19 protein-coding genes and 1 pseudogene are annotated in these 24576 nt (G+C 34.3%); 18 read left to right on the forward strand and 2 right to left on the reverse strand.

Annotation, left to right across the window (positions count from 1 at the left end; translation table 11 throughout):
• The first annotated feature begins 62 nt into the window (after positions 1-62).
• The 3 genes from AN960_RS12800 to AN960_RS12820 all read left to right on the forward strand — a co-directional run bounded on the left by AN960_RS12800 (position 63) and on the right by AN960_RS12820 (position 2741).
• Positions 63-527: a hypothetical protein gene (locus AN960_RS12800; RefSeq protein ID WP_056471976.1), complete on the forward strand. Its 465-nt coding sequence runs from the start codon at positions 63-65 to the stop codon at positions 525-527.
• 306 nt (positions 528-833) lie between these two features.
• Entirely contained in the window at positions 834-1187 is a 354-nt protein-coding gene (locus AN960_RS12805; RefSeq protein WP_056471978.1) for a hypothetical protein, read from the forward strand.
• A gap of 945 nt (positions 1188-2132) precedes the next feature.
• Positions 2133-2741, forward strand: a complete 609-nt coding sequence (locus AN960_RS12820; RefSeq protein WP_056471986.1) for a YgaN family protein — start codon at positions 2133-2135, stop codon at positions 2739-2741.
• Between the two features lie 238 nt (positions 2742-2979).
• Here AN960_RS12820 and AN960_RS12825 read toward each other — a convergent pair whose 3' ends face one another.
• On the reverse strand, positions 2980-3264 hold the full coding sequence (locus AN960_RS12825) for a YciI family protein (RefSeq protein ID WP_056471987.1): 285 nt from the start codon (positions 3262-3264) through the stop codon (positions 2980-2982).
• 71 nt (positions 3265-3335) lie between these two features.
• On the opposite strand from AN960_RS12825, the gene AN960_RS12830 reads away from it, so the two are divergent.
• The 6 genes from AN960_RS12830 to AN960_RS12855 all read left to right on the forward strand — a co-directional run bounded on the left by AN960_RS12830 (position 3336) and on the right by AN960_RS12855 (position 9713).
• Positions 3336-4109 (forward strand): nucleotidyltransferase domain-containing protein, encoded by a 774-nt coding sequence (locus AN960_RS12830; protein ID WP_056471990.1) that lies wholly within the window; start codon positions 3336-3338, stop codon positions 4107-4109.
• Positions 4110-4171: 62 nt separating this feature from the next.
• On the forward strand, positions 4172-4615 hold the full coding sequence (locus AN960_RS12835; protein WP_056471992.1) for a Dps family protein: 444 nt from the start codon (positions 4172-4174) through the stop codon (positions 4613-4615).
• Between the two features lie 253 nt (positions 4616-4868).
• The gene (argF, locus tag AN960_RS12840; protein WP_082459491.1) at positions 4869-5906 is read left to right on the forward strand and encodes an ornithine carbamoyltransferase; all 1038 of its coding nucleotides are present in this window, start codon (positions 4869-4871) and stop codon (positions 5904-5906) included.
• 48 nt (positions 5907-5954) lie between these two features.
• Positions 5955-7169: an argininosuccinate synthase gene (locus AN960_RS12845; protein ID WP_056471996.1), complete on the forward strand. Its 1215-nt coding sequence runs from the start codon at positions 5955-5957 to the stop codon at positions 7167-7169.
• A gap of 27 nt (positions 7170-7196) precedes the next feature.
• Positions 7197-8588 carry an argininosuccinate lyase gene (gene argH / locus AN960_RS12850; protein ID WP_056471997.1) on the forward strand — a complete coding sequence of 464 codons (1392 nt, stop codon included), beginning with the start codon at positions 7197-7199 and terminating at the stop codon, positions 8586-8588.
• A 117-nt stretch (positions 8589-8705) separates the two neighbouring features.
• Positions 8706-9713 (forward strand): PTS sugar transporter subunit IIC, encoded by a 1008-nt coding sequence (locus AN960_RS12855; RefSeq protein ID WP_056472000.1) that lies wholly within the window; start codon positions 8706-8708, stop codon positions 9711-9713.
• A 327-nt stretch (positions 9714-10040) separates the two neighbouring features.
• On the opposite strand, the pseudogene AN960_RS12860 reads toward AN960_RS12855, so the two are convergent.
• Positions 10041-10585 (reverse strand): annotated as a pseudogene (locus AN960_RS12860) (LysE family translocator).
• Between the two features lie 206 nt (positions 10586-10791).
• On the opposite strand from AN960_RS12860, the gene AN960_RS12865 reads away from it, so the two are divergent.
• The 9 genes from AN960_RS12865 to AN960_RS12905 all read left to right on the forward strand — a co-directional run bounded on the left by AN960_RS12865 (position 10792) and on the right by AN960_RS12905 (position 24537).
• On the forward strand, positions 10792-11328 hold the full coding sequence (locus AN960_RS12865) for a sugar O-acetyltransferase (protein WP_056472105.1): 537 nt from the start codon (positions 10792-10794) through the stop codon (positions 11326-11328).
• Between the two features lie 78 nt (positions 11329-11406).
• Entirely contained in the window at positions 11407-12168 is a 762-nt protein-coding gene (locus AN960_RS12870) for a metallophosphoesterase (RefSeq protein WP_056472002.1), read from the forward strand.
• A 616-nt stretch (positions 12169-12784) separates the two neighbouring features.
• Positions 12785-17965 carry a S8 family serine peptidase gene (locus AN960_RS12875; protein ID WP_056472004.1) on the forward strand — a complete coding sequence of 1727 codons (5181 nt, stop codon included), beginning with the start codon at positions 12785-12787 and terminating at the stop codon, positions 17963-17965.
• 172 nt (positions 17966-18137) lie between these two features.
• On the forward strand, positions 18138-19013 hold the full coding sequence (locus tag AN960_RS12880) for an NAD-dependent epimerase/dehydratase family protein (RefSeq protein WP_056472007.1): 876 nt from the start codon (positions 18138-18140) through the stop codon (positions 19011-19013).
• A gap of 370 nt (positions 19014-19383) precedes the next feature.
• Positions 19384-20814, forward strand: a complete 1431-nt coding sequence (locus tag AN960_RS12885; RefSeq protein WP_056472009.1) for a GntP family permease — start codon at positions 19384-19386, stop codon at positions 20812-20814.
• Positions 20815-20856: 42 nt separating this feature from the next.
• Positions 20857-21558 carry a CoA transferase subunit A gene (locus AN960_RS12890; protein ID WP_056472012.1) on the forward strand — a complete coding sequence of 234 codons (702 nt, stop codon included), beginning with the start codon at positions 20857-20859 and terminating at the stop codon, positions 21556-21558.
• A gap of 12 nt (positions 21559-21570) precedes the next feature.
• Positions 21571-22227 carry a 3-oxoacid CoA-transferase subunit B gene (locus AN960_RS12895; protein WP_056472015.1) on the forward strand — a complete coding sequence of 219 codons (657 nt, stop codon included), beginning with the start codon at positions 21571-21573 and terminating at the stop codon, positions 22225-22227.
• A 30-nt stretch (positions 22228-22257) separates the two neighbouring features.
• Positions 22258-23034: a 3-hydroxybutyrate dehydrogenase gene (locus AN960_RS12900; RefSeq protein ID WP_056472106.1), complete on the forward strand. Its 777-nt coding sequence runs from the start codon at positions 22258-22260 to the stop codon at positions 23032-23034.
• Positions 23035-23118: 84 nt separating this feature from the next.
• The gene (locus tag AN960_RS12905; protein ID WP_056472018.1) at positions 23119-24537 is read left to right on the forward strand and encodes a sigma-54 interaction domain-containing protein; all 1419 of its coding nucleotides are present in this window, start codon (positions 23119-23121) and stop codon (positions 24535-24537) included.
• Positions 24538-24576 lie beyond the last annotated feature (39 nt).

Here is a 24576-nt window from a genome sequence, read left to right on the forward strand (position 1 = left end):
TTCGCTTTTATGTCCGTGTTATAATGGATATGATTTTTTAGACATTATAAAGGGGATTACATATGTACGTTTGGAATATAAAAGGGCTCGTTCAAGCTTTAAAAGAAGAGAGTATGTCCAGTAAGTCACAAAGATACCATAAAATAATAGGTATTTCTTTATTCGCAATAGTTTTACTAGTTTATCCGTTATTATTGTTAACTGAAACTTTTAACATCTTAGATATTATTGATATGATTAGTTTTCTGGTTATCAATCTAGTTGGAATTTATTTAGCATATAAAATAAATCAAAGAGGAGATGGGAAGGGATTTGTCTTTCGCTATTTTAGTTTGTATCTTCCACTCACACTCCGATTTTTTGTCTTAGTTACGGTTATTATGATTGTCGGTTATTTAATTCTACATTATATTGATCCAACAATTTCTTTGAATGAGACCAACTGGTTCGATTTAGTCACTTCTGTTGGAACAGAAATATATTTCAATGTCTTAATGATTAAATATATAAAAATGTTAAATAAGTAATTAGTTTCTAAGTTGTATCTATCATTTAATCAATGATTAGCTTATGCAACTAACGAATGCGATAGTTGAACAACGTGATCGGCTGTGATGGTCGATTTTTTTTATTGCGCTAAATGGCAGATTAGTTTAATAAGGAAATGGGAAATAAAGGGATTTCAGGTATAGAAGAGAAATATTTATTAGTGGGAATATTATCCAATATGGAGTTTGTGGATTATTTTTCTTCCTAGATGGAGCAATGTAAAGAAAAGTCTGTATATTGATGATTTATATGATACGAATATTGACTAAATTGGGGTGATAAAATTGAAAAAATATTTTCATATAATCTTGAGTGTTGCTTTATCAGTAATCATTTTGTCTGGCTGTGGTAATGATAATGAAGAAAAAGCATCTTCATATTCAGTATCAGCAATCGTTTATCATACCCTATCTGATAAAGAAAAAGCAGAATTAGTAAATGGCAAGCCAGATGGTGGTGGTATAGTAGAGCGAAAAGTGGTTACAAAGAAAATAGCACATCTAACGGATGAAAGTTACGATGGAAAAGAAGTTTATGCGATAACATTTCATACAAAGAATAGTGAAATACTTGGTGATATTACTGTGTTTTTCGATGGTGAAACACAGCAAGTAATTGGAAGAGGATATAGAGAGTGAATTGGTATGAAAATCATCTTTCTTCAATTGACATTATCCATTTAATGAAAACCTTTTATTTTTAAATATATTATATTTTTATTCAACTTACGCAAGCATTAGTTGAAGATCACAAACTGCTTAATTGCAGTTTTTTTATTGAAGTAAATGTTAGGTTAGTTTAAGAAAGTTATAAACGAGGGGTGGAAGTATATGTTTAAAAACAAGGAAGACAGAATGTGGGTTTATTTGGCTGTACCAACGTTTATTATAGGAATCATCATTATATATTATAGTGAACTAAATTATTATCAGTGGATTCTTTTTCAGGCGTTTTTGGCTATCTTTTATATATGGCGTTTTTTCTACAGGAGGAAACGGAAGAAAGAAGAAAAAAAATCTTATTAAACTAACTGATGCTTTAGTTGTACAAAATGATCGGCTGTTTAGTCGATTTTTTTATATAAAAGATAAAAATCCCACAACTTACTAAAGCTGTTAGGTTAGTTATAATTTAACTAATACGATTTGTTCTATTAACGGAGGTGTTATTATGCTTTGGTCGATATTGATAGATGTTATCTTGTTGTTATTTACAATTACTTATTTTGTTAAAACTTTTTTAAATGGATTCAAGAATAAAATGACTTTTAAAGAAATTATTAAATCAAATTACTTTTTGATGTTATTTTATTTACTTATTCTTTATCCTATAATCATCAAGGATTTCATCCGATATTTATTAAAATAAAACAGAAATGATGTAAAAGATATTAATTGGAAACTATTATAATTTCAAAATCTTATTCAACTAACTGATGCATTAGTTGAACAACAAGATCGGCTGTTTAGTCGATTTTTTTTATTCAACAAAATGGCGATGGCAGGAAAGTTGGATAAGGATTTTTAACAAATTTACCAATATTTGGGTTATAATTATTGCTACTATGGTTATAGGAGGAAATAATGAAAAAGATTATATCCACAACAATATTAATTTTGCTAGTATTTTCTATGAGTGCTTGTACTAATAATCCAAAATCAAACAATGCTATTTCTGAAGCTAAGTTGACAAAAAGAGAAAAGGCAATACTTTCAACAACATCGGATAAATCTTTTGTTTATGACTTCAATGTTAACAGTAATTACAAGGAATTATCTGTTTGGATTGAAAAATATGAATTTGGTAAATTAGTTGGAGATAAGATAGATCATATTACTTCTGGGATTAAAGAGGATGGCTCAATTATCTTTACAACTTCTAAAACACCTAATAATCAAAATCAATCTCTGTTTAATATCAGTATTAATAGTGATGGTTCAACAGATGTAGTTAATCAGTTGGAAACGACTTTTAAAGATGGATTAGAAGGCGTTACGAGTATTTCGGGAAGCAACCAAACAGAAAACAACCCTATTAAAAATAATATAGTCTTAGCTAGCATCTGTTATAAAAAAGAGGGACATCGTATGGATTCGCTTACTGATGATTTTTATAGAGATGTGAATAAACATATTGATGAAATAAGAGACTATGATGTTGTCTATTTACTTAGAGCTGAGTTTATTAAATAGGTGGAAGTATTACAATAAATAAATACGGTCTAAAATTAGAGGTTCTTGTTACTACGTTATTTAACTAAAGCACTGCATTTGTTGAATAAGCATTAAAATAAAAGATTGTTGGGTGAAAACAGTTTTTTTAGTACTCATAAATCAACATTTTAAATTAACAGAGCCTAATTTTAAGTAATTTAACCATAAGTGCATCGAGAACGACTTAAATTAGTCAATTTCGATGCACTTTTTGTATTTAATTTAATGCGATTAAAAATGGATATAATTCAGCAGTCATTACGTTCTTTTTAACAGCCGGATCATTTTGCATGATTTCTTTAGCATGCAGTAAGCTTTCTGTTTTTAAGATGACAATACCAAACTCAGCTTGTTCGGTTCTTCCAGCTAATGATACAGTCTTTTCTTTATTTAAGTTCTGTAGATAATGAAAATGTTCCGATACAATATTGCGTTCTTCTTCCGTTGAATCATGTAAAAAAGTTGATCGAACTGGTTTTAAAACATAAATAAAGTTTTCCACTAAAAGTCACATCCTATCGTTTATAATAGTTATACTATAGCACGTAATCATTAATTGTAAGGGTGATACATATGCAGAAAATTATTATAGAAAGACTAAAACAAATAGAAGCCGAACATGACGTAAAAATACTATTTGCCGTTGAGTCTGGTAGTAGAGCGTGGGGTTTTCCATCTAAAGACAGCGATTATGATGTGCGTTTTGTCTATGTACATAAGAAAGAATGGTATTTAAGCATTGACCAAAGACGTGACGTAATTGAATATCCAATCAATGATTTACTCGATTTTAGTGGCTGGGACTTAAAAAAGGCTCTTAATCTTTTTGCAAAATCAAACCCGGCATTATTAGAATGGTTAAGATCTCCAATTGTATATCATGATGATTTAACGATTTCAGAAGTATTAAGAAAAATGGGGAATGAAATTCTTTCTAAAAAGGCGTGTATTTACCATTATCTCCATATGGCTAAAGGGAATTATCGTGATTATTTGCAAGGGGAAGAAGTTAAGATTAAAAAGTATTTTTATGTATTAAGACCAATTTTAGCTTGTATGTGGATCAAAAAATACAATGAAATTCCACCAATTATGTTTGATGAACTTCTAGAAATGGAAGGGCTAGACCAGGAATTTTTAGAAGAAGTAGGCAAGTTATTAATCCGAAAAAAACAAGGTGATGAATTAGATTTAGAGCCTAGAAAAAAAGTATTAAACGATTTTATTGAAAATAACATTCAGTTTTTTGAAGAGTATGTTAAGGGGATTACTGAATCGAACAAGGTGAATATCGGGAACTTAAATGAATTATTTCGAACGACAATTGAACATTCATGGGAAAAATAGAATAGACTACACACTTTTTGGGAAAAATTTCTTTGTATGTTAACAAAGAAATTGGAGTGTGAATGAAGTTGGCAAATTTAGAAAGTTTATTAAATCAACAACTAGCGAATTGGAATGTGTTATATGTAAAATTACATAACTATCATTGGTATGTAAAAGGACCGAATTTCTTTACGCTACATGAAAAATTTGAATTGTATTATGACGATGCAAAAGTAATGGTAGACGATTTAGGAGAACGGATTTTAACAATTGGTGCAAAACCAATTGCAACACTTCGTGAATACTTAGAAACGGCTACGATTAAAGAAGGAAATCATACATTTTCTGCAGAAGAAATGGTATCTGATCTAATTAAAGACTATGAAAAAGTTGTACAAGAATCACGTGAAGTCATTTCAATTGCAGAAGAAAGTGATGATCAAGAAACAGCTGACTTATTTCTAGGTAAGATTGCTGAAATTGAAAAGATGCTTTGGATGTTAAAGTCATTTCTTGGTAAATGAATAAATATTTAAATGGGTGAATTAACCAATCATTAATTATGATTGGTTAGTTCACCTTTTTTTATTTTATCCGTTTTTTTTATCTTGTTTTCCAGTGTGAAACAAGTGGTTATACGGGTTTTGATGGCGTGTTAAAAATATTAATAAAAAAATTACCAAAAAAAACTAAAAAACCAATTGTATAATTATTTATATTTGTGTATAATCATTCATTATATAAGAATCTGAGCTTCTAAAAAAAGGGGATGGATTTATGAGTAAAGTATTGAAAGAAAACCATGTAAAGAAAAATGGTTATATTCAAAAGACAAAAGGGAATGTTACAAAAGGTAATTTTAGTTCTGTAAAATGGTCGGATTTTAAAGGTAAAAATTTTCTTACAATAAGTGAGTTTTCATCAAGTGAATTATTATTCTTACTTGAAAAATCATTAGAAATGAAAAATATGCAAAAGGCGGGAGAGGCGCATCCTTATTTAAAAGACAAAGTGCTAGGGATGATTTTTGAAAAGAATTCTACTAGAACGAGATTATCATTTGAAATCGCGATGATGCAATTAGGTGGTCATGCCATCTTTATGAGCAGTAAAGATTTACAGCTTGGTAGAGGAGAAACTGTCCATGATACATCGAAAGTATTTTCTCGTTATGTAGACGGAGTCATGATTCGAGCAAATACTCATGAGATGGTGAAGGAGTTTGCTGAGCACTCGTCCATTCCGGTTGTTAATGGATTAACTGATCTGCACCATCCTGCTCAAATTATGGCTGATTTCTTAACGATTCTAGAGCATAAAGGTAGATTAAAAGGTTTGAAGATTGCTTATGTAGGAGATGGAAATAATAACATTTGTCATTCTTTAATTGAAGGTGCCGCTAAGCTTGGTGTTTATTTAACGATTGCATGTCCCGTTGGGTATGAACCTAATAAAGTAGTACTTCAATCGATGAAGCATGTTGCAAAAACTACTGGAAGTGTTATTGAAGTAGTTAATAATCCTGTAGATGGTGTAAGTAGAGCTGATGTTGTGATAACAGATGTTTGGACCAGTATGGGGCAAGAGAAAGAGACTGAAATTCGCTTAAAAGATTTTAGTCCGTATCAAGTAAATGATCACTTATTAGAGAACGCAAAAGAAGATTATTTATTCATGCACTGCTTACCTGCACATAGAGGGGAGGAAGTAACAGCTTCGGTAATTGACGGTAATCATTCGGTAGTATTTGATGAAGCTGAAAATCGACTTCATGCTCAAAAAGCAATCTTAGTTGCTTTAATGGGTAATTTATAATTCTAAAAATCTATTATACTTTTTAAAAATCTAATCGGGGGTAATAACATGGGAAATGAAAAAATTGTTTTAGCATATTCAGGTGGTTTAGATACATCAGTTTGTATTAAATGGTTACAGGAGAAATATAACTACGATGTAATTGCACTTTGTCTTGATCTAGGTGAAGGAAAAGATGTTGAAGCTGTTCGTCTAAAAGCGTTAAATTTAGGAGCAATTAAGTCCTATATGATCAATGTAAAAGACTTATTTGCAAATGAATATATTGTCCCCGCTCTAAAAGCGAATGCATTATATGAAGGTAAGTATCCACTATCATCTGCTCTATCAAGACCTTTAATCGCAAAACTATTAGTTGATGTAGCACAGCAAGAGGGTGCAGTTGCGGTAGCACATGGTTGTACAGGAAAAGGAAATGATCAAGTTCGTTTCGAAGTTTCAGTAATGGCCTTGAACCCGAATCTTAAAGTAGTAGCGCCTGTTCGTGAATGGGGCATGACTCGTGATGAGGAAATACAATACGCTCATGAAAATGGTGTTCCGATTCCGGTCGATCTAGATAATCCATTTTCAATAGATGCAAATATATGGGGAAGAGCTTGTGAAGCAGGTGTATTAGAGAATCCATGGAATGAAGCACCTGAAGAAGCTTTTGATTGGACGAATGCAATTGAAAATACTCCGGATGTTCCTGAATATATTGAAATTGAATTTTCAAAAGGTGTACCTGTTAGCTTAAACGGTCAGCCTATTGAGCTAGTTCAACTAATTGAACAATTAAATGGTATAGGTGGAAAGCACGGTGTTGGAAGAATCGACCATATTGAAAATAGATTAGTAGGCATAAAGTCGCGTGAAGTATATGAAAATCCAGCAGCGCTAATCTTAATCAATGCTCATAAAGAATTAGAGTTCCTTACATTACCTCGTGAGGTGACAAATTTTAAAGTAAGTATTGAACAACAATTTTCAAAAATGCTTTACGATGGATTATGGTATTCACCTTTAATGGGTGCTTTAGATGCGTTTGTAAATACAACACAAGAAACAGTAAGTGGTATTGTTCGTGTGAAATTATTTAAAGGTACTCATACAGTAGTAGGTAGAAAGTCAGAAACTAGTCTATATAATGAAGAGCTTGCAACTTATTCAAAGGGTGATTTATTTGATCATAATGCAGCGGTAGGCTTTATTAAACTATGGGGATTACCAACAAAGGTATATAGCGAAGTTACACAGAAAAATACAGTTTTAAGTAAATAAAATATAGAGTGGATTAAGGAGGCAGTTATGTCAAAGCTTTGGGGCGGACGTTTTACGAAGGAAACAAACCAATTAGTAGAAGAATTTACGGCATCAATTGAATTTGATCAAATTATGGCTAAGGAAGATATAGCTGGAAGTATCGCACATGCAACGATGCTTGGAGAATGTGGCATAATTGAAATCAATGAAGCTGAACTTATAATAGAAGGTTTAAATACGATCTTAAAAAAAGTTGAGAAAAATGAAGTTCAATTTAGTATTGAAAATGAAGATATTCATATGAATATCGAAAGTTTGTTAATTGAAGAAATCGGTCCTGTAGGAGGGAAACTACATACAGGTCGTAGTCGAAATGATCAAGTAGCAACGGATATGCACCTATTTTTAAAAAATAATACGTCCTCCATTATTCATTTAATTGAAGAGGTTCAAAATAAAATCGTTGCACAAGCCAAAAAGCATGTAAATACAATTATGCCTGGGTATACGCACTTACAAAGAGCACAGCCTGTTTCATTTGCACATCATTTACTTGCGTATTTTTGGATGCTTGAGCGTGACAAAAGCCGATTCATAGATAGTTTAAAACGAGTGGATATTTCACCATTAGGGGCAGGTGCATTAGCTGGAACGACATTTCCAATTAACCGTCAACGTACCGCTGAATTACTTGGTTTTAGTGATATCTATCATAATAGTTTAGATGCAGTAAGTGATCGTGATTTTATCGTAGAGTTTCTTTCTGATTCGTCATTACTAATGACACATATTTCTAGACTATCAGAGGAATTTGTCATTTGGTCTAGTCAAGAATTTCAGTTTATTGAATTAGACGATGCTTTTTGTACCGGCTCTAGTATTATGCCGCAGAAAAAAAATCCAGATGTTCCAGAATTACTTCGAGGTAAAACAGGGAGAGTTTATGGCAGCTTAATCGGGTTATTAACTGTTTTAAAAGGACTACCTTTAGCATATAACAAGGACATGCAAGAAGATAAAGAAGGTATGTTCGATACTGTTTATACTGTTGTAGGGGCACTGCAATTACTATCAGGAATTATTGATACAATGAAAGTAAACGAAACTCGAATGTACGAAGCTGTTAAAAATGATTATTCAAACGCTACTGACCTTGCTGATTACTTAGTTCGAAAAAATATTCCATTCCGACAAGCACATGAAATCGTTGGAAAAACGGTTCTATATGCTATTGAGAATCATAAATTTCTTGGGGAATTAAATCTTGAGGAATTTAAGATGATTAATGAAGTATTTGAAGAAGATATTTATCATACATTAAATCCAAAAACGGTTATGGAAGCAAGAATAAGTGAAGGTGGAACTTCTACAAATGAAGTTTGGAAACAAATAATGAAAGCGGAAGAGTGTTTAAGCATCACAACAAATATGGTATAATTTTCTATTCAAGAGCGTCCAATCTTTTTGGACGTTTTTTTGTGCTTCTAATTATTAATAATTTTCTATTCATTATGCAAATACTAGAAGTAGTTACTAAAAAAAGGTAGGTATTATATGAGTAAGCAAGAAAAAAGTAGTGTATTTAGAGCATCAGAAGGGATAGCGCATGCTGTGTTCGTAATGATCGGTATCGGGTCTTTACTTGAGAGTATTGGGAAAATTTTTCATTTTGAATCTTTAGTGACGATCGGATTTTCAACTAAGTTATTAATGGCACCAGCTATTGGAGCGGGTATAGCTGTTTTATTAGGTTCAAGTACATTAATTATTTTTTCCGCAATGTCTGCTGCAATAATCGGTTCCGGTGCATTATTAATGGTAGATACGGCTATGACCATTAAAATGGGTGAACCAGTAGGAGCTTTATTATCAGCTTTAGTTGCAATTCTGATTGGAAAAGCTGTTCAAGGTAAAACGAAACTAGATTTAATGGTTGTACCTCTATTTGCAATTTTAATTTCAGGACTAGTTGGATTATATTTATCAAAATGGATTTCTCCAATCTTAATAGCGGTTGGGAATTTTATTAAAAGTTCAACTGAAGGTTCTCCAATTATTGCTTCAATAGTATTAGCAGTAGTTTGGGGGATATTGATTGTTTCGCCTGCGTCTTCTGCTGCATTAGCAATTGCGTTGAATTTAGATGGACTTGCTGGCGGGGCTGCCTTAGCAGGATGTGCAGCACAATTTGTTGGTTTAGCTGTTATCTCTGCACGAGAGAATGATCCAGGAAGTATCCTTGGATTATTAATCATCACGCCGAAATTACAACTCCCAAATGTAACAAGGAATATCAAAATACTTATACCGACAGCAATTGCAAGTGCTGTGGCAGGACCGGTTTCTGCATTCTTATTTCATATTGAAGCGCCAAAAGAAATCACAGGTTTAGGGTTATGCGCATTAGTTGCACCAATGAATTTATTAGCTACATACGGAAGTGCAGTTATTATTCCAATGATTGTTACTTATATCTTAGTTCCAGGAATCGTTTCGTATATTGTGTACATATTCTTAAAACAAGCAAATATGATTAAACCTGGAGAGTTGAAAATATTATAAATATATTGAGTGCTATATGTTTGATGAGCTGCAAATAAAGATATTGAAAGTGCAAATAAATCAATCAGGGTGCAATTAAAATATAGCATATCTGCAATTAAAAAATTCAAAACTGCAAATAATATTTTGGAATCTGCAAATAAGGACTCACTAATGACAAATAAATAGAGTGTCACCTACTAAATTCAAAGAAACAACAATAAAATAGAATGTAAATCGACTAAAACATAACGAAATCCAGTAAAATGGATCATGATTGATACAGTTCCTTCCCTACAAAACAAAAAATGAGTACTATCCACAGTACTCATTTTTCTGTTTTAGTGATTACGTTCGATCCATAAAAAACAGCTTCAATCCAATTCCTGTAAAAATAATGCCTTGTGCTAGATTGATAATTTTAGATGATTTCTCATTTTGTAACAATTTTTCACCCAAGCTACCTGCAAAAATCGCTATAATTGAAAATACAATGAGAGTTAATACCATAAAAGTTAAACCTAAAACGATCATTTGTAGGGAAACTGCCATACCGCTTTTGTCTATAAATTGAGGCAAAAGCGCTAGGAAGAATAAAGATACCTTTGGATTTAGTACGTTCATTAAAAATCCTCGACGATATAAAGAAGGTAAAGTTTGTTTTTGGGGTTTCGTGAAAGAGCTTACTTCATTGCTTGAACGAAAGGCCTGGTAAGCTAAGTACAGTAAATAAAAAGCACCTAAGTATTTTAAAATGGAAAAGCGATATCTGACTTATACCAAATGGCTGATAATCCAATTGAAGCAGCAAGTGTATGGATTGTAACGCCTGAACAAAGGCCACATGCCGGTGCAATTCCTTCTTTTTTTCCGTATGAAATGCTTTGTGCCATAACAAAAATATTATCTGGTCCAGGTGCTATTATTAATAATAAGGACACAGCAATAAACGACAGGTAAATCGTTAATTCCAATGAAATACCTCCTATCAATTTTTTGTTTTTTTATAATACTTTAATATGAAAAAGACAGGAAAAGCCGGAAAAGATAGGTGAAAAAAGATTTTAAAGGAGAGGTTAATGTGAGCGAGAAGGAAAAAATGATAAATGGTGAGATGTATTTAGCGTGGGATGATGAATTAGTTGAAGAGAGAGGTAATGCTCGAAGGTTGACGCGTGAATTTAATTCAACGTTTGAAACTGAAAATAGTAAAAGAGAAAGTCTATTAAAACAATTATTTGGTTCTACGGGTGAAACGATAAATATTGAACCTACCTTTAGATGTGACTATGGTTACAATATTCATGTAGGTGAAAATTTTTATGCCAACTTTGATTGTGTCATCTTGGATGTTTGCCCGGTACATATTGGGGTAAATTGCTTTATGGCACCTGGGGTTCATATTTATACTGCCACACATCCACTTGATCCGGTTGAAAGGGCTAGTGGAGTTGAATTTGGTAAACCAGTTACGATTGGTGATAATGTTTGGATTGGTGGAAGAGCCATCATTAACCCTGGAGTAAAAATTGGACATAATGTAGTAATCGCATCTGGGGCTGTTGTTACAAAAGATGTTCCTGACAATGTAGTCGTTGGAGGAAATCCAGCTAGAATTATTAAGGAAATTAAGTAACAGATTTTACGAGAAGGCATTTAAGAAATGCATAAAGCGTGAATCTAATTTTTCCAATTCTGAAAATGGGGGGGCTATATGATTTATTTAATATTAATTTGTATATTACTAGGTTTTATGTTGCTAGTGTATATGTTTATTGAGGCTCATATGAATATAATTCGAAAACATGAGTTCTCTTTTTCAACTACTCCCCTTGAAAAGCCGATTAGAATCCTTTTTATTTCCGATATTCATAGAAGAAAAATAGATTCTTCTATTATTAAGAAGTTGTCTAATCAAGTTGATCTTGTCATTATAGGCGGTGATCTATTAGAAAAGGGAGTGCCTCTTGAAAGGATTGAAAATAATATTCAAAAGCTATGTAGTCTTGGTGAGGTCTACTTTGTTTGGGGTAATAATGATATAGAAATTGAAAAAAGGGATTTACTGACTATTTTTAATAAATGGAATGTAACTGTTTTGAAGAACGCTTCTGTTACCTTAAACCATTTGCAAAGAGAATGGGCATTAATTGGGGTAGATGATTTGAAAACGGGGAAGGTGGATCTTGATCTTGCCTTTCAAGGTGTTAAACAAGATGCATTTAAGCTTTTAGTTAGTCATAATCCAAGAATCTTGAAGTTTTTAAAGGAAGAACATGGAGTATCGCTTGTATTAAGTGGTCATACGCATGGAGGACAAATAAGAATTTTCGGATATGGTCCATATGAAAAAGGTAAAACGCATGTGTATAATGGGATAACTCAAATAATAAGTAATGGATATGGAACAACGACTATACCACTTAGGTTAAATGCACGCCCTGAAACTCATTACATTGTGATTAAAAGTATATAAAGTCATAAGAAAATGACTTAAACATGAGATATAAATATATTTCATGTTTTTTTTATACTCTGTAACCTGAAATTCGACTTTTATAAACAAAATAGAGAGTAGATTTATAGCTTTCGAAATGGACAGTTTCTTAGTTTGGAGGGGGATTGAAATCTACTAAATGACAAAAAAGGGCTGTCTTAGACCTGAATAATAGACACATAAAAAAAGAGTCTATTATTCGTGTATTTTTTATGTCCTGGTCATCAGTCTCTTTTTTTATGTGTCCACTTTAAAGGAAACAATTCAGCATTTGTATCTTCTTTTTTTATTACAAAAACTCTTTTAATATTTTTTTTGATAAAATATTATAAAAATATAAAATTAGAAAATTATAATAATTATTTTGTGTTCTTATTTTTTTGGCAAAAAAAATGATAATTCCCCCAAATGAAAAATGTTTGAAAATTAAGTTTTATAGGGCTTTAAAAAAAAAAATTTACAAATTGTACCTATTATCTGATTTTTTTATAGTTTATTTGGTCAAATTCCCCCAATTTACGATAACGATTGCTAGCGTTAAAATAAAAAAAAGATAGAAAATTGTCAAAAAATTTCAAAAATGGGGGAGTAAAGTGTGAGTAAAAGAAACTTCAAAGTAAGTTTAGCTAAAACAACGATCAGTGCTCTGGTCGTGGGCTCGATGATTCCATTTAATGTACTAGCAGCTACACCAAATGCTAGCACAGAAAATACTGTCGTCGGTTCACATACACAAAAAACAAGCACACCAGACTTAACAGCTGATCAAATCGACGCTTTAAAGAAAATATCAACAGAAAGTGATGTAAAGGTTTCGCAAAAGATTGATACGAAAAGCTCAAAAATGGTCAAGGTTATTGTCGAATTTACGCAAGAACCAGCAAAAATAAGTGTCCTACAAAAAGAAGTAGCTGGTGAAAAAACGACATTAAGCGCAGAAAATAGCGCAGTTAAATCGTCACACGCCACATTCAAGTCATTTGTAAATGAGCTAAATAATAGTGCAAGTAAAACCAATTCAGTAAATGCAGTATCAGCATTAAGTATCGCACCAAATGAAGTATCTAATGAAACAACAGACACAGCTGGGGAGGCTACCGTTCAAATTACGCGTGAATACACACATGCATTAAACGGGGTGGCAATGACACTACCAGGTAACTTAGTTGAGAAATTATTTGATTCTGGTGTAGTAAGTCGTGTATTAAACGATGACATAGTAAAGCTTGACCCAAGCGAACTGAAAGCTTCTGCTGCAAGTGAACAAGGTGAGAATAATTTACCAGAAAATTACATTCCATTACCAGGTATTGAAGATTTGCATAAAGAAGGTACTACTGGAAAAGGAATCAATGTAGGGGTTATTGATACAGGGATTGACTACAATCACCCAGATTTAACAGACGTATATAAAGGCTACCGTGCAAAAAGTGGAGAAGATGCAAGCAAAATCGATCCAACAACAGTTAAAGGTTGGGATTTTGTTGACAACGATGCTGATCCAATGGAAACAACAGTTGATGATTGGGTAAAAGCTGGCAAACCTGAAGGTGATGGTGGGGAACCGTATTATACATTCCACGGTACACACGTTTCAGGGACGATTGCAGCTCAATCGAAAAATAATGTAGATTTACCAGCACAAGGGGTTGCACCTGGTGTAAACTTGTATAATTATCGTGTACTTGGGCCGTACGGTACAGGGTCTCAAGATGCGATTATTGGTGGGATTGACAAAGCTTTACAAGATGGTATGAAAGTTATCAACTTATCTCTTGGGGCACCAAGTAATGATCCGTTATCAGCTGAAGCTGTGGCAATTAATAATGCAACTCTTGCAGGTGTAACATGTGTTATTTCAGCAGGGAACTCAGGTCCGGGTGCAGGCACACTAGGTACGCCGGGTGCATCAGCGCTTGCAATTACGGTTGGAGCAAGTGATTTCCCAGTAAGTGTCCCTACAGCATCAGCAAAAGTAGGGAATGAAACATTTACTAACTTCAAGTTACTTGGAAAAGGTTATAACGATCGGGTATCAGATCTTGAGAATAAAACTTATCAATTCGTTGATGTTGGTTTAGCACAAGCAGCTGATTTTAAAGATGCAAACGGTAATCCAATCGATTTAACTGGAAAAGTTGCACTGATTACACGTGGTACAAGCTCGTTAGCTGAAAAAATAACAAACGCAGCGAAAGCAGGCGCGGTTGCAGCGATTATGACTAACAATATTGACGGTGACATTGATAATTACTTAGCAAGTGACGAAGGGTTTATACCAACATTCCGTATGACTAAAGCTGATGGTGAACGATTACGTAGTGTAGGCACAAATACAATTACTTTTACGAATGTAAGTTCAACGAATACACAAGGAAATCACTTGGCAAGCTTTAGTTCTAGAGGACCAGTTGCTTCGACATATGACATTAAGCCAGATGTTGTTGCACCAGGAGTATCGGTGTACTCAACTTATCCATATTTCGTCCATAGCCCAGATAAAGTAGACTATAGCAACGCTTACGCTCGTATATCAGGTACATCGATGGCGTCGCCACATGTCGCAGGAATTGCTGCGCTAATCTTACAAGCACATCCAGACTACACACCAGCTGACGTGAAAGCAGCATTGACGAACACTTCTGGAAATCTAGACGGAGATTACTCTGTATACGAACAAGGTGCTGGTTTAGTCAATGTAGTGAAAGCAGTAAAACGTGACGTGAGCTTTAAAGCACAAGACACAACGGCAAACATTGATAGTAGTGGTAATACTGTGAACATGAATTACGAAAAAGGTTCATTAACGTTTGGCGCAGTGTATAGAAAAGAAGGTGCGGTCAATACGAGTAATCGAACAGTGAAAGTAAAAAATAGAGGAAACTCTGACAAAACGTTTGATATATCTGCAACTTTTATTAAACCAAATGCAGCGGTAAGTGATGCAACTAAAAACGGCATTACAGTGACTGCAAGTTCACCATCACTAACAGTAAAAGCAGGTGAAACAACAAGCTTTACAGCAACCGTGAACGTACCAAGTAGTGCAGATTATGGTCGATACGAAGGATATTTGAACATTGTAAATCATGATAATCCAAGTGAAACGTACCGCATGCCATTGGCTGTTCGTACGGTTGAAAAAGGATTCAGCAACTTGATGATGGACGACAATGCGGCCACTACTAGAAAGCCGGTCATCCCTTCATTTTTTAATTATGGCAGTGCACGAAATATCGGCTTTACATTAAACAGCCCGATGACATATGTCTGGGGGGTAATTTATGACAAAAACGGCAACGCACTTGGAGCTACCACAGTATCGCCACTTAGTGCAAGTACAGCGCCAACGGATCAGTTTATATCGTTCTCTTTTGACGCAGCTAGTTACTATCCATTTATCGGAGATCCGTCGAAAGAGTTGACAAGCCAGTTCACAAAAGCATCATTGCCAGAAGGTCAGTACACGATTAAAGTACGCACAACGGATACGACAAATATGTATGCGAAAACGTATGAGAAGTCGATGCCATTTATAGTGGACAACCAATTGCCGAAATTGACTTATAAAGACCATGCTCCAGGCGTGTACGAGCTAAGTGATTCAGACTTTACGGATGAAAAACAGGATGGCAATACCTATCATGCGTTTTGGGTTCATGCTAACTTATTCGATGAAGGAACCGCTCAGTTGGCTCCTCTAGGCATCACTCAATCGGATAACACGTTGTTCTATTACTATAATCGCATTGACGATCCGGATGCACAATTCCTAACCGATGCAAATGGGGATACGAAATTCGGGATTGAAAAAGCGGACATTGAAAACAGTCCTGCAGTCGTCACACTTTTCCCTAGAGATGTTGCAGGAAACGCGGAACTTGTCAATGATTTTCATCAGTATGCATTTGTTAAAAAAGGCACGCCGTATATGGTGCCGACGTATGACAAACAAAAAGTGACCCTGAATGATACAGTCACGATGACACTGAACCTTCACAATGTTCAACAAATGATGTCAGGGACATATAATGCAACGTACTGGAAAGATGTGTACGATTTGCAAGGGGTGACGGTAGCGCCTGAATTCCAAAAATGGGCAGATGATCATGGCGTGAAGGTAAATGTGGATACGTCTGTTGCAACGGCTGACCCTCTTTATTCAAGCAAAACAATGATCAATGTGGGCGCTCATTTAAGCGGCGGAGAAGACTTCAAAGGATTCAGCGGCGATAATATGCCATTTTTGAAAGTAACTCTAAAAGTGAAGAACGATGACCCGCAAGGGCCGGCTTCGATTTTATATGGGAATATGGTTGAGGATGATGTAATGACCAACTTCAGCATGATGCAGTATGGTCAAACGCAGCCGACCAACATTACAGCGTTTAGTCGAGTGAACAGCTTCCAAGTTCTTCCGACGCATAATTCAGTTCAATCCTTTGTTAGACTTCAAGCGTTTGCGAACAACGTAACGATGGACTATACAAAACTAAATGCGAAAGCATATGCACTACTTTCGGATGGTTCTAAGTACCCAGGAACGATTGATGCGAAAGGGTATGTCAATATCTTAAACATTCCGATTTCAAAAGACCCATTCAAAGTAATCATCGAAGCACCAGGGCATTTAAAGAGCGTTCAGACCATCACAATGAATACGCAGACTCCATGGGGCGACAATGTTGGTACGTTTAGCGGCTATATTGGAGCTACATCAAGACAACCGAATGGTCTAGCTGGTGATGTGAACGGCGACGGCGTGATTGACGTCTTAGACGTGAAACAAGTTGCGAAAATGTTTGGAGTTCAAAATACAACAAAATTCAATATCGAAGATCTAAACCAAGATGGGATTGTAGATAAGAAAGATATGAATTTCTTAGTAAGTAACTTATATAAATCAAACTTTGATGCTTTAATCACACCAAAAGAGATGGTAGATGGAAAATACGCAACTGACTACTTTAACGCACTTGGCATCGCATCACTCGTAAACACATTCAAAAATGTGGATAGCAGTGCTCACAAAGCAACATTCACATGGAACCCAGCGGTGGATGCAACAGCGATCAAAATCCAGCAATCTTCAAATAATGGATCAAGCTGGCAAACGGCAACAACAGACGGCACATTGTCTGTGACTGATGGCAAAGCAACTATAACTGGTTTAACTGAAAATACGAATTATCAATTCAGAGTATCGATTACAGGTGGTTTAAACGCTGGTGTATCAAACACTGTGAGTTTAACAACAAAAGTAGTGCCAATTCCAAACGCACCAGTTGTCAAAGGATTAGGTGACAGTGATACAACAATTTCTGGAAAAGCAGACCCTAATGTTACTATTACTGTAAAAGCGGGTGATACTGTTGTAGCAAGTGGCAAAGCAAATGAAGCAGGGGACTTTACGGTTCCAATCGCAAAACAAAAAGCAGGAACTGTTTTAGTGATTACAGCTACAAATGATGATGGAAAAGTAAGTAGTGGAACAACTATCACTGTAGTGGATATTACAGCACCAGATGCACCAATTGTTAATACAGTAACGAAAAAGGATCAATTTATCACAGGTAAAACCGAAGCAAATGCGACGGTTATGATCAAAATCAACAATGTAGTAAGTGAAGTAAAAGCTGATAAAAATGGGTACTTCAGTTTAGAAATACCTCATAACGCGAATGGCACATTCACTGGAACTGTCATCTATGTTACAGCAAAAGATGCTGCAGGAAACGTGAGTACTACAACTCAAACAGTTGTATTAAACAAATAGTAATAAAAAATGGAGAGCCCCTGATCGTTTAAATGGGGCTCTTTTTGATTGGTTATCTTCCAAAAATGCAAAAAAGTTACTAATATAGTAAAAGAAGTTTTCTATATAAAAAGGTATTTTGTTGCTTAATGGCGAATAGTTAATACGTGTATTTTTCTTTGGAGGCTAGAAAATGAAAAAAGTTTTAGTATTAGGTGGTACGAGGTTTTTCGGAAAACGACTTGTTCATAAACTAATCAAAAAAGGTTATGATGTTTCAATCGCAACTAGAGGTCTTACAGAAGATGACTTTGGAGAACATGTTAGTCGATTTATCATTGACCGACGAAATCCTGATACGTTAGCTCAATTAAGTAATTATAATTGGGATTTAGTCTATGATAATATTTGCTATACTCCAAATGAAGCGAAAGAAATTATTAATCTATTAACTGATCACGTTAAAAAATATATTTTCACATCATCTTTAGCCGTTTATGATACTGGATTAAACCATGTTGAAAATGACTTTGATCCATTTAATTATCAAATTGAATATAACAATGATAATAAGTATTCATATGCGGAAGGGAAGCGCCTTTGTGAAGCTGTTTTATTTCAAGAAGCAGTCTTTCCAGTGTTTGTGGCTAGATTTCCAGTCGTATTAGGGCCAGATGATTATACGAAGAGATTACTCTTCCATGTTGATAAAATTGGAAGAAATGAAGAAATTATTATATCTGATTTAAACAAAGAGATGACATTTATCGATTCTGATGAAACTGCTGAGTTTTTACTTTGGTTAGGTGAGAACGAATCGATTAAAAGTGGTCCTTTTAATGCGTGCTCCAATGGTGTAGTAACATTTAAAGAAATAATAAATATTTGTGAAATGGAAACTGGTAAAAAGGCTATTATTAAATCTCAGGGTGCAAATGAAAAACAATCTCCATTCGACGCTTATAGCGATCAATCGTTGAGTAATGAGAAAGCTAAAAAAGCAGGGTTTCAATTTTTAGAAGTACATAAATGGATGAAGGAATTAATTCATCATTATTGTTCCCTATAAAAAATTCACAAAATGTTCGAAAAACAAAATTCCGAATTTCTGGAATTTCCAGGTTTTCGGAATTTTATTGGAGATAAATTCCGAAATTTCGGAAAAAATTACTTTAAAAATATTGAAAATTATAAATTAACTTAATATTATTAGAATTATAAAATAAAATATTCATAGTGAAGATGAAGTCCAGAGAGTATTCCAACAGTCTGAACAAAATCCATAAATAACTTGGCACACTAATTGCTTGTATTAAAGCAGAAGAACATTCTGTTGAAAGGAGCAAAATACAGTAAATAGTGGAATTTAAACTAATACTTAGTTTGAATGAAAGCGTTGTCAAAAAGTGCCAATACGTAAAGATAACAAGGAGGTTATTATGGAAATCTTAATTATTTTATTAGCATTAGGACTTTTAATGTTTGTTGCTTATCGTGGGTTTTCTGTTATTTTATTTGCACCCATTTGTGCTTTATTTGCAGTACTTTTAACTGAACCAAGTTATATTCTTCCATTCTTTAGTAATATTTTTATGGAAAAAATGGTTGGTTTCATAAAGCTATATTTTCCTGTATTTTTACTTGGTGCAATTTTTGGTAAAGTCGTTGAAATGTCTGGAATTGCTGAATCGATCGCCAAAACAATTATTCAATTAGTTGGAGCAAAAAGAGCTATTTTAGCGATTGTATTAATGGGCGCAATTTTAACATATAGTGGAGTAAGCTTGTTTGTTGTTGTATTTGCTATTTATCCATTTGCTGCAAACTTATTCCGTGAAGGTAATATTCCAAAACGATTAATTCCTGGAACAATCGCACTTGGCGCGTTTACGTTTACGATGGATGCATTACCGGGTACACCGCAAATTCAAAATGTAATTCCAACTACATTTTTCAAAACAGATATTTATGCGGCACCATTTCTAGGTATTTTAGCGGCTGTTTTTGTACTTGCAGTTGGTCTTTGGTACTTAGAATCAAGACGTAAAAAAGCAGAAAAAGCGGGTGAAGGTTATTTAGGATTTAATGGAGAACTAGCTGCTGCAAATGAAACGCAAACAGAAGTTCCTTCAATAACGACAAATACTCCTACACCAGTATTAAAACAGATTTTAGCATTTGTTCCACTATTATTAGTTGGATTTTCAAATAAATTTTTTGTTGTTTCATTCCCAAAATGGTATCCGAATGGTTTTGACTTTAAAGCAATCGGACTAGAAGCTTTTGGGGTTGTTCAAATTCCTGCAGTTGTTGGTATTTGGTCAGTTGAATGTGCTTTAGTTATTGGGATTCTTTCAGCGATGATTTATGGCTATAAGAATTTGCGTACAAATCTAAAGACAGGTATGAATGCAAGCATTGGTGGAGCACTACTTGCTTCTATGAATACTGGTGCTGAGTATGGTTTTGGTGGAGTAATTTCTGCATTACCTGGATTTGGAATGGTAAGTAAAGGAATTTCTCATACATTTACGGATCCATTAGTAAATGGAGCTGTAACGACTACAACTTTAGCAGGTATTACAGGTTCTGCATCAGGTGGTATGGGTATTGCACTTAGTGCAATGTCTGAAAAATATATCGAGGCAATTAATAAATACAATATTCCTCCAGAAGTTATGCATCGTGTTATTTCGATGGCTTCAGGTGGTATGGATACTTTGCCTCATAATGGTGCAGTCATTACATTATTAGCTGTAACTGGTTTAACACATCGCCAGTCATATAAAGATATTTTTGCATTAACAATCATTAAAACAGTTGCAGTATTCTTAATCATTGCAGTATTTAAACTTACAGGACTTGTTTAAGAATGTTAAACTACTAATCTTACTTTTGAAGGGAGCAAAATAATGGGCAAGAATAAGGTAATTACTTCAGTTGAAGAGGTTGTTTCACAAATTCATGATGGAGCTACGATTATTGTAGGTGGCTTTGGTCTTTGCGGTATTCCTGAAAAAATGATTTTAGCATTACGAGATAAAGGGACAAAGGATTTAACAATCGTAAGTAATAACTGTGGAGTAGACGATTGGGGTCTTGGTCTTTTATTAGCAAATAAACAAATTAAAAAGATGGTTTCTTCATATGTTGGAGAAAATAAAATTTTTGAAAAGCAGTTCTTAAGTGGAGAACTTGAAGTTGAGCTTGTTCCTCAGGGCACCCTAGCTGAACGTATTCGTGCAGGTGGCGCTGGTATCCCAGGATTCTATACAGCAACAGGTGTAGGTACACCAATCGCAGATGGAAAAGAACATAAAGTATTTAATGGAAGAACTTATTTATTAGAAGAAGGAATCGTAGGAGACTTTGCATTTGTTAAAGCGTGGAAGGCTGATAAGCAAGGAAATCTAATTTTTAGAAAAACTGCTCGTAACTTTAACCCACTTGCAGCGATGGCTGGAAAAATCACAATTGCAGAAGTCGAAGAAGTAGTAGAAGTTGGAGAACTTGATGCTGATGCAATTCATACGCCAAGCATTTATGTACAACACGTATTCCACGGTGAAACATACGAAAAACGAATTGAACGTAGAATGACTACAGGAGTATAGGAGGCTAATAACATGAAAGATATTCGTCAATTAATTATTCAAACTGCGGTTAAAGAAATTCATGATGGTATGTATGTAAACCTTGGAATTGGATTACCTACTTTATTAGCAAACTATCTTCCAAAAGGTATTGAAGTTATGCTTCAATCTGAAAATGGTTTACTAGGTATTGGACCATACCCAACAGAAGCTGAACTAGATGCTGACTTAATCAATGCAGGTAAAGAAACAGTAACTGCGGCTAAAGGAGCTTCTTATTTTGATAGCGCTGAATCTTTTGCGATGATTAGAGGAGGCCATATTGATTTAGCTATTTTAGGTGGTATGGAAGTCTCTGAAACTGGTGATCTTGCTAACTGGATGATCCCAGGGAAAATGGTAAAAGGTATGGGCGGTGCGATGGACTTAGTAAATGGTGCTAAAAAAATCGTCGTTGTAATGGAACATGCAAATAAATACGGTGAAAGTAAAGTTAAAAAAGCATGTACTTTACCTTTAACTGGAAAAGGCGTAGTCCATAGACTAATTACTGAATTAGCCGTTTTTGATTTTACAGAAAATGGAATGGTTTTAGTAGAATGCGTTGGTGGAGCAACGATTCAAGAAATTACTGAAAAAACAGAGGCTACATTTACAATTAGTCCAAAGTTATTAAATAACGTGAACTAATCTTTAAAAGGAGGCAAACAAATGCAGCAAATGCTTTCTGAGAAGGTTGCACTGATAACTGGTGCCGGTAGTGGAATTGGTTTTGAAATTGCTAAAACCTTTGCAGAGCAAGGAGCAACAGTTGTCTTAACCGACTTAAATGAGGAAAATGTTCAAAAGTCAGCTACTTCATTACAAGAGCTAGGGTTTAATGCGATCGGTTATGCATGTGATGTTACAAATGAAGAACAAGTAGTTGACACGTTTCATAAAGTAATCGATCAATTTGGTGAATTACATATTTTAATAAACAATGCTGGATTACAATACGTTTCATCAATTGAGGATTTCCCTACTGAAAAATTCGAATTACTTATTAAGGTCATGTTAACTGCACCTTTTATTAGTATCAAACATGTATTTCCTATTATGAAAAAGCAAAAGTATGGTCGCATTATTAATATGGCTTCGATCAATGGATTAATAGGATTCGCTGGTAAAGCTGCTTATAATTCTGCGAAGCATGGTGTAATTGGTTTAACAAAGGTTGCTGCATTAGAAGGTGCAAATGATGGTATTACAGTCAATGCAATCTGCCCGGGCTATGTGGATACACCTTTAGTTCAAAACCAGTTGGCTGACTTAGCAAAATCAAGAAATGTACCAATTGAAAGTGTAATTGAAGAAGTAATTTATCCTTTAGTACCTCAAAAAAGATTACTTACAGTAAAAGAAATTGCAAATTATACAGTTTTTCTTGCTAGTGAATATACTGGCGGGGTTACAGGTCAAGCGAATGTAATAGACGCAGGATATACAGTTCAGTAGGAAAAGGATGAAAGGTTTTTTGAGCAGGGGGAGATTCCTGCTCTTATCCTTTCTAGTTACCTACTACTTTAAGTGAGGTATGGTATGAAAAGTATGTTAGAGAGTCTTCCTTTTGAGTGGATTTCCGAGATTATTAATCTTGCAACTGAGTGGATTGTTGTCGTTAATCGTGATGGAAAAGTTTTATATATGAATGAATCGTATTGTGAGTTTGTTGGGCGTTCTGCTGATGAAGTGATTGGTATGGATGTGAGTGATGTTATTGAAAATTCTAGAATGCATATAGTCGCTAAAACTGGTCAAGCAGAGGTGGCGGAGATCCATCCAATAAAAAATACTGAAATGGTAGCAAATCGTTATCCACTGTATGTAGGTGATGAATTAGTAGGTGCTGTTGGAACCGTAATGTTCCGTAATGCGCAAGAATGGCTAGAGTATTCTAAAAAAGTAGAACCTTTAGTAGAAGAATTAAACTATTATAAAAGAAAATTTGAGAAAGAGTTAAGTAGTAAATATAACTTCAATCAAATAATTGGTGATACGCCAATCTTTAATTCTGCAAAAAACTTGGCAGAGCAAGTATCTGCAAGTTCTTCTGCAATCTTACTTTTTGGGGAATCAGGTACTGGTAAAGAATTGTTTGCACATGCAATTCACGATGCTAGTCCAAGAAGAAACTTTCCGTTTGTACGAGTAAATTGCGCTTCGATTCCAGAGCATTTACTAGAATCAGAGCTTTTTGGCTATGAGGAAGGTGCTTTTACAGGTGCAAAAAGAGGCGGGAAGAAAGGAAAATTTGAAATTGCGAACCGAGGCACAATTTTCCTAGACGAGATTGGTGATATGTCTTTGCATATGCAAAGTAAATTACTGCGAGTACTTCAAGAAAGAGAGATTGAAAGAATTGGTGGAAGTTCACCTATTTCCATTGATGTAAGAGTCATTGCCGCTACGCATCGAAATCTTGAAAAGATGGTCGTATTAAAAGAATTCCGCCAGGATCTGTATTATCGCTTAAATGTAATTAAAATAGACATTCCTCCACTTAGATCAAGGATAAATGATTTACCTCTCATAGCAGATTCATTAATAAAAAAACTCGAAAGGAAATTTCATCGAAACGGAATTCAAATTTCAAATGAAGTTTTTCAAATTCTTAAGTCACATCATTGGCCAGGAAATATTCGAGAACTTGAAAACGTACTTGAGAGATGCATAAATGTCCTAAATGGTAAAGTGATTACACCAAAACAATTACCTCTTTATTTATATGAAAATCCAACTAGCCCCAAAAATACATTTGAATTCGAAATAAATGCATCTCAATTACACAATCATAATTCTTTAAAATCATTAAAAGAAATGATTGAGGAGACTGAAAAGGAAGCAATTAAAAGAGCTCTAATAGAATCTCAAGGTAATAAGATTGAAGCTGCAAAATTATTAGAAATAAGCAAGTCAACTTTTTATGAAAAATGTAAAGCTTATAACATAAAAAATTAAAAGATTTCGTGTCGTTTGGTTCATTAGGATGAAATAAAA

The sequence above is a fragment of the Bacillus sp. FJAT-25509 genome (assembly GCF_001420605.1).
Lineage (GTDB): Bacteria > Bacillota > Bacilli > Bacillales > Bacillaceae_G > Gottfriedia.

Coding starts and splice junctions, on each gene's coding strand:
- AN960_RS12820 (WP_056471986.1), top strand. CDS start 2,133: ATGAAAAAGATTATATCCACAACAATATTAATTTTGCTAGTATTTTCT.
- AN960_RS12885 (WP_056472009.1), top strand. CDS start 19,384: ATGGAAATCTTAATTATTTTATTAGCATTAGGACTTTTAATGTTTGTT.
- argH (WP_056471997.1), top strand. CDS start 7,197: ATGTCAAAGCTTTGGGGCGGACGTTTTACGAAGGAAACAAACCAATTA.
- argF (WP_082459491.1), top strand. CDS start 4,869: ATGAGTAAAGTATTGAAAGAAAACCATGTAAAGAAAAATGGTTATATT.
- AN960_RS12845 (WP_056471996.1), top strand. CDS start 5,955: ATGGGAAATGAAAAAATTGTTTTAGCATATTCAGGTGGTTTAGATACA.
- AN960_RS12870 (WP_056472002.1), top strand. CDS start 11,407: ATGATTTATTTAATATTAATTTGTATATTACTAGGTTTTATGTTGCTA.
- AN960_RS12905 (WP_056472018.1), top strand. CDS start 23,119: ATGAAAAGTATGTTAGAGAGTCTTCCTTTTGAGTGGATTTCCGAGATT.
- AN960_RS12895 (WP_056472015.1), top strand. CDS start 21,571: ATGAAAGATATTCGTCAATTAATTATTCAAACTGCGGTTAAAGAAATT.
- AN960_RS12800 (WP_056471976.1), top strand. CDS start 63: ATGTACGTTTGGAATATAAAAGGGCTCGTTCAAGCTTTAAAAGAAGAG.
- AN960_RS12865 (WP_056472105.1), top strand. CDS start 10,792: ATGATAAATGGTGAGATGTATTTAGCGTGGGATGATGAATTAGTTGAA.
- AN960_RS12880 (WP_056472007.1), top strand. CDS start 18,138: ATGAAAAAAGTTTTAGTATTAGGTGGTACGAGGTTTTTCGGAAAACGA.
- AN960_RS12835 (WP_056471992.1), top strand. CDS start 4,172: ATGAAGTTGGCAAATTTAGAAAGTTTATTAAATCAACAACTAGCGAAT.
- AN960_RS12900 (WP_056472106.1), top strand. CDS start 22,258: ATGCTTTCTGAGAAGGTTGCACTGATAACTGGTGCCGGTAGTGGAATT.
- AN960_RS12830 (WP_056471990.1), top strand. CDS start 3,336: ATGCAGAAAATTATTATAGAAAGACTAAAACAAATAGAAGCCGAACAT.
- AN960_RS12855 (WP_056472000.1), top strand. CDS start 8,706: ATGAGTAAGCAAGAAAAAAGTAGTGTATTTAGAGCATCAGAAGGGATA.
- AN960_RS12890 (WP_056472012.1), top strand. CDS start 20,857: ATGGGCAAGAATAAGGTAATTACTTCAGTTGAAGAGGTTGTTTCACAA.